Raw genomic sequence first — 11044 nt, 5'->3', positions numbered from 1 at the left:
CGCGGCTACCTGGCCGCCGCGGTGCAGGTGGACGAGATGCGCGACGCGATGGCGGCCCTCGGCGAGGCGCTGACGCCGGAGCAGCGTGCCTTTCTCGACCCCGGGTTCCGCGCCGACTGGCTGCTGCGGCGCGACCTGGCGGCATGGCAGCAGGCCGGGCGGCCCGACGGCCGGCTCTGGGGCGACGACCGCTTCCTCGGCTTCGTCCCGGAAGACCGCGCCGAGCCGGAGGCCGACGATGAGCCGGGCGATGATGCCGCCCCAGCCGCGGCCGGCGCGCCGCAACCGCCCGAGCCGCCGCTGCTGCCCGAGCCCGCCACGGCCGAGCAATGGCAGGCGCAGCGCGAGCGGCGCCGGTTCCTGAGCCGTTCCTTCGAGCGGGTGCTCGCGGACCACGCGGGCAGGCCGAAGCGACGCACCGACTGCGCCAAAGGCCTCGCCCGCTTAGGCGACCCGCGCTTCGACCCGCTGCACTGGTACCTGCCGGACGACGACAGGCTCGGGTTTCGGGAGGTGCGGGCGGGCGAGTTTCTGATGGGCACGCCGCGGCATCAGGTGGAGGGGGGGCTTGACGAGCAGTATTGGCCACAGTTCGGCGTCGTGGAGCAACCGCAGCCGTTGCATCTGCGGACCTTCTATCTGGCACGCTGGCTGGTCACGGTCGGCCAGTTCCGGGCCTTCCTGCGCGCGCAGGGGTTCCCCGCGGAAGTGGCCGGGTTCCCGGCGGAGCCGTCATGGCTCACGGCGCTGCCCTCGCTGCCCGTGACCTTCGTCCGCTACCCGCAAGCGGTCGCCTACATCGAGTGGCTTGCGGGCGAGTTGCGCGGGCTTGCACCGGGCCGGATCGAGGCGTTGGCGTCCGTGGATGCCCAGTCGTCAGCGTTGGCGAGTGCCTACCGGTTCTGGACGGACGTGGCCAATGGTCGGGTCAAGGCGGGGCTGCCCTCCGAGGCGGAGTGGGAGAAGGCCGCGCGGGGCAACCGGGATGACGAGCGGAACAAGCCGTTCCCGCAAGGCAGAATCTGGCCCTGGGGCGATCGGTTCGACGGGACGCGCGCCAACGTGCAGGAGACCGGCATTGAGAAGCGCGTTTGCCCCGTGGGCAGCTTCCCGACCGGTGGGAGTCTGGACGGCTGCGAGGATCTGGCCGGCAACGTCTGGGAATGGACCCGCAGCCTCTGGGGCCGGGACTTTGTCAGGCCGGACTTCGACTACCCTTACGATCCCGATGATCAAGATCGGGAGGACCGAGCCTCGAACGCGCCCGATGCCCGGCTCCGGGTGCTGCGCGGTGGCGCCTTCTCCAGCAACCATGACCACTGCCGCGCCGCCGCCCGCGTCCGCTTCAACCCACTCAACCGCTACGACGATGTGGGCTTTCGGCTGGTCTGGTCCCCATACCTCTGATCTCTGTCCCCTCTGAGCTCTGGCCCTCTGACCTCGTCGTCCATGGGGTGACGGGCGGTGCTGTCGTGGACGGCAGCCTTGCCGTAGAGTGCTGGCATGAGCGAGCCACGGCAGATGCCGATCTTCTCCCGCACCTTCGACCTGCTGTCCTGGCTGCTGCCCGCCACCCACAACTTTCCGCGCGCCCACCGCCACGACTTCACGCGGCGGCTGCTGCCCTCGTGCCGAGGCTCTGCCTCGGCACGCCGTCCGGCGGCTCTGCCGCCCGGGACGCTCACTGCCGGCAGAGCCGGCGAACGCGGTGCCGAGGCGGCGGCATTGCGGGGACAGGGCCGCACCTGACCGGCTCCGGGTGCTGCGCGGCGGCGCCTGCTCCAACAACCAAGACAACTGCCGCGCCGCCGCCTGCAACCGCAACAACCCACACAACCGCAACAACAATGTGGGCTTTCGGTGGATCTGGTCCACAGGGCGACCCGGCCGGTTTCGGCAGATAGTAGGTGCCGCGAGCGCTCCAGACCCAATGGCGTCGAATCTCATCTCGACGTTAGGTCGAGCTGCCCGCCCGCCGTGCCCCCCGCCAGGATGTCGAGGATGATGTCTCGATCTATGCTCCTGCGAGGGAATGCCGTGCAGCTCGGCAGGAGCGAGACCCGGATGGCGCACCTTGAGCTCCGCAAGCGGCGGCGCACGCCAGCGCCAGGTCGCGTGTGCTGTCGCCTGCAATGGGTCTGATGCGCTGGCTGCCAGCGGTTGCAGGGTCGACCGGCATTCGCTGGGCGCGTGCAGGTTTTCCTCGGCCCGGCGGGCGATCCCATGCGTCATCCGTCAATGCCGACCACAGGATGACCCTGACGGCCAGTGCCGCCGGCAGCTGCCCCAACCGGTCGGCCTTGCGCAGCTCCACCAGGCTCAGCGCCCGCGACCGCAGTCCGCCTGGGCGCGGCGGACGCCTCATCGGCGAAGGGACCCCGCAGATGACTCCGCTGGAGTCTGCCCATCGCTCAGGGCCTGAAGCTGCGCGCGCAGCGAGTCCAGGGCCTGCTCGGCGGCGGCGTTCGGGTCATGCACGATGTGCTGGCCCCAGCGCAGCGGGTCGCGCAGCTGTGCGCCGAGGCGCTCGGGCGAGAGCACCTCGTAGATGCGCCGCCATTCGCCTTCGATGCGCAGCGAGAGGCGGGGGTTGATGATGTACTCGCCGCGGCGCCAACGCAGGAAGAGCTTGCGGTTGTAAGGGTCGTCGCGGTCGATCTCGTTCTTGGCCAGGATCGAGGAGATGTATTGGCGCTTCTTGCGCCGGGCCGGCACGATGGACTCCGGGAACTGCGCCAGGATGGCCTCGATGTCGGCCGCGGACATGAGCGCGCGGCGCGTCGCATAGTTCTCGCCGAGGCGCTGATAGAACAGCACCATGGCGATGGACAACAGCAGATACTCCATCAGTCGCCGATCCAGCTTCAACAGGCGCCCGTCCACCTGGATGTCCAGACTCGGCGGGGCCAGGCGCTCGTAGACCGCCGGCAGGCGCCTGCGGGCGAAGCGCTCGTCGGCACAGGCGCGCTCCAGCGCGATCTGAAAGGCATTCAGGCCGTTCGCGTCCGTGCGATTGGTGTCCGCGTCGCGGTCCAGCAGGGCCTCGATCAGCTCGGCGTTGCCCATGCGGCTTGCGACCATCAGCGGGGTCTGGTCGAAGACGTTGCGGAAGTCCACGCCGTACTGCTCGGTCTCGCGCAGCACAGCGCTCGGGTGCTTGAGGGTGTACGGCAGGAAGTGCTTCTTCTCCAGCTCTCCAGCGACTTGTCGCCCTTGTCGCGGGCGCGGGCATAGCGCAGCTCGCCTTGCAGGTCCGCCTCGGTCAGCTCGGCGGCGATGTCGCGGAAGCGCTTCTCCTCGCTGGACAGGAAGCCGTACAGCAGCACGTTCTCGTATTCCAGGCCCTTGGCCTCGTGGATCGAGAACACCAGCGGCGTGCGGAAGAACTTGCGCACCTCCGTCTTCTGCTCCGGGTGCAGCACCAGGATCGCGAAGCGGGTGGAGGCGGCGGTGCGCTGGTCCAGGTTGTGCTTGACCTTGTCGCTGTCCTGCAGCAGCCCGACGCGGCCCTGTGTCGGGCCGCAGCTGCGCACCAGGTAGTTGCTCTCGCGGTCCACGGAGCCGAAGCGGGCGTGCTTGACATGCAGCAGCCGGTTGGCGATCTCCGTCACCTGCGGGGAGTTGCGGAAATTGGCGTTGAGGATGCGTACCAGATCGGCCGGGGCGCCGGGGCTGTCGGCCTGCTGCTGCCAGAACAGGCTCTTGATCTTGGACCAGGAGAAGAAATTCGGGTGGACGATCTGATTCGCGTCGCCGCAGAGCAGGAAGTTGTCGCCGGAGCGCAGGGACTTCAGGATCAGCAGCAGCTGGACGTTGGTGAGGTCCTGCACCTCGTCCACCACCACCCAGTCGTAGCGCGGCGTCACCCGTGACAGCCAGGCGTGGCTGATCAGGTTCGCGTCGAACCAGCCCTGCTCGTCGAGCCAGCGCAGGTACTTCTCGAACAGGTCGTAGACCTCGGCGCGGGCCTCCTGCGGGTAGATCGACTGCTTGACGCCGAGGGCCAGATAGGCGTCGCGACTCAGGTACGCCTGCGCCGGGTCGGCGCCGGTGATGGCGCCCTGGAATTCCTCGAAGAGCTGTTGGCTGTCCTTGAGCGCCTTCGGCAGACGCTGGCGTGCGGCCCAGGCGGCGAAGGCGCGCGCCGTGATCTCTTTGCCGTCCGGCACCTGGATGCTCTCCAGATACTCGCGAAAGGACAGGAAGTCGACGTCTTGGTCGTCGCGCTGCCAGCCGTTGGCGTAGTAGAGGTCGCGCGCGTTCTGCACGAGGAAGGGCGAGCGGGTGACGTAGAGCACGTCGCCCGGGGCATCCTTCATCTTCTCCAGCGTCAGCGCCGTCTTGCCGCTGCCGGCGGAGCCGATGATCACCAGCGGCGGTGGCTGTTGGTAGATCAGTTCCTGGTCGTCATCGAAGGACAGCACCTTGTCCAGCAGATGGAACCGCGGCAGGGCGGGGTTCAGATAGGACAGCTCAGGCGCGGAGTCGGCGGCCTCGGCTGCCGCTGCCGGGATGCGCGCCTCGTCGATCTCCACGCCCTGGGCCAGAAAGCGGGACTTCTCGTAGGCGTGGCTCGGGATGTACTCCAACAGCAGGGCGCAACGCTCGCCCTGGTGGCGGAACAGCGAGAACAGCAGCCGGTTGCTGCGGTCCAGGCGGGCCCGGTACAGGTTGTCGCCGACCTTCTTGACATCGGCGGAGCGGAAGTCATCCGCTGCGAGTCGGTCCATCAGCTTGTCGATGCCGGGGATGGCCGCGGTGTCGAGCCCGCGGTAAGTGAGGATGCGCATGGGGCTGGCGCGCTGGTCGGGTTTGGCGGTCGGGGTCTTTGCTCCGCGGGCCGAGTGCGTGCGCCGTCCGCTCCGGGACGGCCGCCGCCCCGTCTGTCGGCTTGGATCACAGCGGTCCAGTCCGAGCGCCGGCGGCAACGGGTCAGCCGGACAGTATAGGGGCCGTGGTCACCCGTTGCCGGGCCGATGCTGCCGACAGGCATCATCCGCGCAAAGCCTGCCGGTGCACGGCGTCGTGCGGGCAAGTCGTGGTGGGCGCGCGGGTGGTCTGCCGCGGACCGGTCGGCCGGACAGCGCGGATGGTGTCAGTGGCGAGCGCCGGGTCTCGCCTCGGCGTCCGTCGGGATTGTCCGGTAGCATGGGCGGTGGTCGTGGCAGCCACGGCACCCAGTTCACCTATACACGTTTATTGGAGACCGACGAGCCTTGGAACTGACCGGCAAGATCATCCAAATCCTGCCCGAGAAGTCGGGCACCTCCGCGCGCGGCCCCTGGCGCAAGCAGGAGTACGTCATCGAGATCCCGGGCGAGTACCCGAAGCAGGTCTGCTTCATGGTCTGGGGCGAGCGCATCGACAAGCTCGGCATCCAGCAGGGGCAGGAGCTGACCGTCCACTTCGACCTCGAAAGCCGCGAGTACAACGGCCGCTGGTACACGGACGTCAAGGCGTGGCGCGTCGAGCCCGCCGGCGCAGGCCAGGACGACGGCTTCGATCAGGGCGGCGAGCAGCCGCCCATGTTCGACGACGCGCCGCCGTTCTGACGCGCTGGGCTCGTTCTGAGCGCACTGCGCCGGTGGTCGCGGCGGGTCTGTCCTCCTGCGCAGGAGATGCTGCTGGGACAGGCCCGGCAACGCCTCGCCAACACCGGCGCCGGCATCCCGCCCGTGTCCGGGGCGCCACAGTGACGCATCCCGGGCAACCCACCGCGGAGCCGCCACCCCGCGCGGGCCGGCTCCGCCACCAGGAGTCCGTATGATGCGCCAGCCACCGCGACTGACCATCCTCTTCGACAACGTTCCCGGGCTGGCCGGGCTCGAGAGCCTTTGGGGCTTCGCCGCGCTCATCGAGACCGGTGGGCAGCGCATCCTGTTCGACAGCGGGAGCAATGGCCGGGTGCTGCTGCGCAACATGGCGGTGCTCGGCGTGGACCCGGCGGCGTTGGACCTGCTGTTCCTGTCGCATCCGCATTGGGACCACATGGGCGGGCTGGACTCGGTGCTGGAGTGCAACCCCGGTCTGACCCTGGTGCTGCACGAGGGCTTCTCCAGGCATCTCATCGCCGACCTGCGCGGGCAGTGCCGGGAGCTGGTGGTGGTGGGCGCGGAGCCCCGGGCGCTGGTGCCCGGGCTGCTCAGCACCGGCATGCTGAGCGGGCGCTCGACCCAGCAGGACCCGCCGGAGCAGGGGCTGGTGCTGGATGCGGCCCTGGCGGACGGGGTGGCGGTGAGCGCCGTCATCAGCGGCTGCGCCCACCCCGGCATGGAACGGATGGTGGAGCGGGGTACTGCGATGCTCGCACGGCCCATCGACTGGGCCATCGGCGGCTTTCATCTGATGTACGCCGGGAGCTCGGAGATCGCCCGCTGCGTGCGCGCCCTGGCGGAGCTGGATGTCGCCTATGTGGTGCCTACGCACTGCACCGGCGACGCCGCCCGCGAGGCCTTTGCGCGGGCCTACGGCGAGCGCTGTCTCCCGGGTGGACCGGGGCGGGAGCTCCGGCTGCGGCCCCGGCCCGGCTCAGACGACCGTCCCGACATGCCGGGGCCAGACGCGCACTAGGGTGCATGCGGTTTCGGACCGGTTGCCGCATCGATCTCGACAGCGCCTGCGATGGTGGCTCGCCCGGTCGCGATGGGTCCGGGGCTCAGAGCGTCCCGTCGCCTCGCGCTGATCCCGGTTCCGATCCCGAGCCCGATTCCGATCCCGACAAGGCACACGCGGGCCGCGCCGCCTGCTAGTGCAGCGCGCCGAGCTGCGCGAGCAGGTCTGGGTCGAGCACCCGCTGCGCCGTCTCGAACAGCGTTGCTTCCTCGAAGCGGATGTGTGCGGTCAACGCCTCTGCAAACCGCTCCGCGACCGTCGCGGCCGGACCGCGGATCAGTCGGCGCAGCTCGGCGTGCTCGGCCAGCGTGCGCTCCACCAGCGCGTCTTCCCCGGCGGCACGCAGGGCCGGCAGCAGCCCCTGTTCTTCGAGCTGGAAGTGCGGCTCCAGCGCGTCGGCGAAGCGGGCCTGTGCCTCGGTCCAGGCGGCGTCCCGCCGGGCGGCGTCGGCAGCCGACAGCTCGCGTATGCGCTTGGCCAGCACCAGGCCCGTGTGATGGTCCCGTGAGAGTCGGCGGAGGTTCGGATCGCGTCGCATGGGAGACTCCTGTTGGTGGGGCGTAGGATGGGAACAGCGAAGCGAAACCCATCCCCCGGGGCGCAGCTTCTTTTGAAACGCGGTGCTACAGCGCCTGGGTCAATTCGCGCCGGGCCAGCCTTGCCTATACTGCCGGTAACCGCGCCCCAGTGCCCGCAATCGCCCCAGCGCCCGCAACCGCCGCCGAGCCCGCCCGCAGCCATGGGACACCTTCTCAGCGCCAAATCCGAGCTGGTGCCGCTCATCGACCGCCTGAACCGCCATCCGGTGGGGCTGGTGGACAACGCCAAGCTGCGCGAGATCCTGTCGCTGCTGTTCGATGCGCGGGAGGCGCAGGTGGCCGCCGGCTTCCCGCTCATGGAGGCGACGCTCGGGGAGCTTGCCGAGGCCACGGGCATCCCGGCGTCGGAGCTGGACGGCATCCTCGAGTCCATGGCCAACAAGGGCCTGGTGATGGACCTGCCCTATGCCGGCGAGACCTACTACATGCTGATGCCTGGGCTCATCGGCTTCTTCGAGCTCACCTTCATGCGCCGGCGCACGGACCTGCCCGTGGCGCGGGTCGCCGAGCTGATGACCGAGTACCTGCGCGAGCGGGCCGGCGACGGGAGCGGCCAGGCCAAAGAGTTCTTCGGCAGCCCCACACCCATTGTCCGCGCCGTGGTGGACGAGCAGCAGATCCCCGTCACCTCCCGCATCACGCCCTATGAAGACGCCCGGGAGATCATCCGCAATGCGAGCTTCCGGGCCGTCACCATGTGCTATTGCCGGCACAAGAAGGAGCACCTGGGCCAGTCCTGCCAAAAGGGCGCGCCGGTGGACGGCATCTGCATGGTGCTGGGGGAGGGCGCGCGCTTTCTGGTGCGCCGGGGCCTCGCCGAAGAGAAGACCATCGACGCGATGCTGGAGACGCTCGATCACGCCCGCGACTTGGGCCTCACCCACGTCACGGACAACGTCCGCGAGCAGCCGTCCTTCCTCTGCAACTGCTGCCGCTGCTGCTGCGAGCTGATGGCCGGCGTGCAGCACGGCTACCCGGACGGCCTCGGCAAGACACCCTTTATCGCCGAGGTGGACCCGGAGCACTGCGACTATTGCGGCGAATGCCTGCGCGCCTGCAATGCCAAGTGCATCGGGCTCGGTGCCGGCGCCCGCCAGCATGCCAACAAAGATGCCCGCCAGCATGCCATCGAAGATGCCCGCCAGCATGCCGTCAAAGGCGCCCGCCGGCGGACCGGGGACGGCGAGCGCCGGCGCTGGGCCGAGGTGGACGCGCACATCTGCCTCGGCTGCGGTGTCTGCGTCCCCACCTGCGAGCGCGGCGCCATCACCCTGAAGCCCCGCCACGGCTACCGCAAGCCGCCGGCGCGGCCCGTCTCCCTCTACGCCCGCATGCTTTGGGAGAAGGGCCGGCTCTGGCCCTACCTCGGCGCCGCCCTCAAGCGCCACCTGCGGCTGCCGCTGCTCTGGCGCGGCTGAGCGCCGCCACTGCCGCTGCCTATACTCCCTGAAGGCGCCCGTGTGCGGCGCCGACGCTTCCGCGGCGCGCGCCGCGACCCCTGATCTCCGGTCCGGGAGGACGTTCCATGAATACGTCGGTACAGAGCGACAGCCCCTTCACGCAGCTTCGGAAATTCGTCTGGTACTCGCTGCTGCGGGTGCCCTGGCTCATCGGCTACAACCTCGGCGGTGCGCTGGTGCTGGTGGGGTTCTTCGGCCTCACTTCGCAGGGGCAGGACATGCTCCGGATCAGTGCGGAGCGGGGCTTCGGTCTGGACGACAACGGCCTGCTGTGGAACCTGCTGCTGCTGGTCGGCACCTTCGCGGCGTCGCTCACCTTCTGGTACACCTCGCGGCTGCTGCTGGCGCGGGACTACGCGAGCTATCCGCTGCCGTCGCCCTACGCCGACCTCGGCCGGCGCTGGTGGCCACGGCTGGTGGGCACTGCGGTGCCGCTCGCCATCGCCTGGACCTTCAACGGGGTCGGCGCGGATGGTCCGGCGCTTGCGGTCACGCTCTCGCGGGCGTACCTCGCCATGGCCATCCTGCTGCTCGCGTTCTACGTGCTGCGCCGCAGCCTGTTCAGCATCTCCCGGGAGTACATGATCGCTGAGCGGCTGGAGGAGGTGCCGGAAGCCCATCGCAGGCGTGCCCGCGCGCTGCTCCTCAGCGCCTTCGTGCTGCTGGTGGCCTTCATCGCCGTGCCCGTGTACCTGCCGCAAGGGCTCGGGGCGCCTGCCATCGCCGTGCTCGGCGTCATGGGTGTTGCGCTGTTCGGCACCGCCGTCCTGACCTACCTGCCCATGTCCAAGGGCGGCCCGGCCGCGACCTTGACCGCGCTGCTGCTGGCGGTGCTCTTCGGCTTCTGGAACCACAATCATCCCATCCGGCTGGCCGATGAGACCGGTGGCGATGCCGTCAGGGCCCTGTGGCGTCCGGCGCCCGCCGAGCGTTTCAGGGCTGTGACGGGGCCCGCGGGCGGGGCGGAGCCGGTGGTGTTCGTCACCGCTGCCGGCGGCGGCATCCGCGCCGCGTACTGGACCGCCTCGGTGCTGGCAGCGCTGGAGGCAGAGCTGGGGGAGGCCTTCAGCGAGCGCCTTTTCGCCATCAGTGGTGTCTCCGGCGGCAGCGTCGGCGCCGCGGCCTATGTCACGCTGAAGCGCGCGCAGCTGAACGCCGGCGAAGACGGCCCGCTGCTGGACCCCGTGCGCAGGGTCCTCGGCAACGATTTCCTGTCGCCGGTGGTGGCCGGGCTGCTGTTCCCGGATCTGGCGCAGCGCTTCTTCCCATTTCCGGTGAGCCTCGCCGACCGGCAGCGCTTCCTGGAGCGCTCCTTCGAGCTCGCCTTCCACGGCGACGCCCGCCGGCTCTTCAGCGGCCCCTTCCAGAACCTCTACGCCGGTGCGGCCGGTGAGGAGCTGCCGAGCCTGCTGCTCAACACCACCGTGGTGGAGACCGGTCAGCGCGCGGTGCTGTCGGACCTGAAGGTCGGCGGCCTGCCGGGGGTCGTGGACCTGTTCGAGAGCCGCTACCAGCTGGCCGCCATCCGCACCAGCGCCGCCGCCGGCGCCAGCGCCCGCTTTACCTACGTGAGCCCGGCGGGCAGGGTGGACATCGCCGACGACGACCACATCCGGCTCGTGGACGGCGGCTACTTCGAGAACTCCGGCGCCGCCACCATGGGCGACCTCATCGCCCTGCTCGATGACAGCCTCCGCAACGGCTCCCGCGACAGCGACCCGCCGTTCCGCCCCCTGCTCATCGTCATCAACAACGACCCGACAGCCCCGGCCCTCTGTCGCCGCGACAACGGCGCCGACGACCAGCTCCAGGGCGACCGCTTCAACGCCGCCGTCAGCGAGGTCGCCGCCCCCATCCGCGCCCTGTTCGAGACCCGCGGCGCCCGCCAGCAGATCGCCGAGGTCAAGGCCGCACGGCTGGTGGAGGCCATGGGCGGCGGCGTGGTGGAAATGCCGCTCGCCGCAGTGCTCGACGTGCGCCTCGCGGCGGCGCGGGCGGCTGCCACCGAGCCCCTCACCGACGCAGACGTAGCCGAGATCCGCCGCAAATACCTGGAGCCGCCGCTGGGCTGGTCCATGTCCCAGGAAGTCCGCGACGGCATGGACGCCACCCTCGATGCGCCACCCCCCGACCTGGCCAAGCAGATCGAGTACCTCGCCAGGGCACTCGGCGGCGGGACCATACCGCCGTGTGACCCGATGTAGCCGCCGCGACGCTCCGCCCCTGGGGGCGCCGAGCTCCGCTCGGCACCCGCCACAACGCGCTCCAGCCCACGCAAACGCCGCGGGTGCGCCACTGGGGCCGCCGAGCTCCGCTCGGCAAATCTCGCCCGCCCCCGTCTCAATCCCCTTCATAACGGGTCATCGGTCGGAC

9 protein-coding genes are annotated in these 11044 nt (G+C 69.9%); 6 read left to right on the top strand and 3 right to left on the bottom strand.

All coding sequences use genetic code 11. The features are described 5' to 3' along the window. Positions 1-1407, top strand: a 1407-nt coding sequence (locus QZ607_RS25015; protein ID WP_295888763.1) for a formylglycine-generating enzyme family protein, incomplete at its 5' end; no start/stop codon positions are given. A gap of 96 nt (positions 1408-1503) precedes the next feature. Further along, positions 1504-1749, top strand: coding sequence for a hypothetical protein (locus QZ607_RS25010; RefSeq protein WP_295888759.1), 246 nt, complete (start codon positions 1504-1506; stop codon positions 1747-1749). A 612-nt stretch (positions 1750-2361) separates the two neighbouring features. Here the strand turns inward: QZ607_RS25010 and QZ607_RS25005 are convergent. Both QZ607_RS25005 and QZ607_RS25000 read right to left on the bottom strand, forming a co-directional pair. Beyond that, positions 2362-3144, bottom strand: coding sequence for an ankyrin repeat domain-containing protein (locus tag QZ607_RS25005; protein ID WP_295888754.1), 783 nt, complete (start codon positions 3142-3144; stop codon positions 2362-2364). Further along, the gene (locus tag QZ607_RS25000; protein ID WP_295888750.1) at positions 3081-4790 is read right to left on the bottom strand and encodes a UvrD-helicase domain-containing protein; all 1710 of its coding nucleotides are present in this window, start codon (positions 4788-4790) and stop codon (positions 3081-3083) included. The genes QZ607_RS25005 and QZ607_RS25000 overlap by 64 nt, the downstream gene beginning before the upstream one ends. A gap of 426 nt (positions 4791-5216) precedes the next feature. Here QZ607_RS25000 and QZ607_RS24995 point away from each other — a divergent pair, with 426 nt between their 5' ends. Both QZ607_RS24995 and QZ607_RS24990 read left to right on the top strand, forming a co-directional pair. Continuing rightward, on the top strand, positions 5217-5552 hold the full coding sequence (locus tag QZ607_RS24995) for a DUF3127 domain-containing protein (RefSeq protein ID WP_295888745.1): 336 nt from the start codon (positions 5217-5219) through the stop codon (positions 5550-5552). Between the two features lie 214 nt (positions 5553-5766). Next, positions 5767-6570: an MBL fold metallo-hydrolase gene (locus tag QZ607_RS24990; protein ID WP_295888742.1), complete on the top strand. Its 804-nt coding sequence runs from the start codon at positions 5767-5769 to the stop codon at positions 6568-6570. A gap of 175 nt (positions 6571-6745) precedes the next feature. On the opposite strand, the gene QZ607_RS24985 is transcribed toward QZ607_RS24990, so the two are convergent. Continuing rightward, a complete protein-coding gene (locus QZ607_RS24985) occupies positions 6746-7150 on the bottom strand; it encodes a hemerythrin domain-containing protein (RefSeq protein WP_295888739.1) in 405 nt (134 codons plus the stop codon). A 201-nt stretch (positions 7151-7351) separates the two neighbouring features. On the opposite strand from QZ607_RS24985, the gene QZ607_RS24980 reads away from it, so the two are divergent. Beyond that, positions 7352-8629 (top strand): 4Fe-4S ferredoxin, encoded by a 1278-nt coding sequence (locus QZ607_RS24980; protein ID WP_295888735.1) that lies wholly within the window; start codon positions 7352-7354, stop codon positions 8627-8629. A gap of 107 nt (positions 8630-8736) precedes the next feature. Next, positions 8737-10875, top strand: coding sequence for a hypothetical protein (locus QZ607_RS24975; RefSeq protein WP_295888730.1), 2139 nt, complete (start codon positions 8737-8739; stop codon positions 10873-10875). The last annotated feature ends 169 nt before the right edge of the window (positions 10876-11044 follow it).

Origin of the sequence: uncultured Thiohalocapsa sp. (assembly GCF_913063425.1) — a bacterium.
Classification (GTDB): Bacteria; Pseudomonadota; Gammaproteobacteria; order Chromatiales; family Chromatiaceae; genus Thiohalocapsa.
This window is presented reverse-complemented; position numbering and strand designations above follow the sequence as displayed.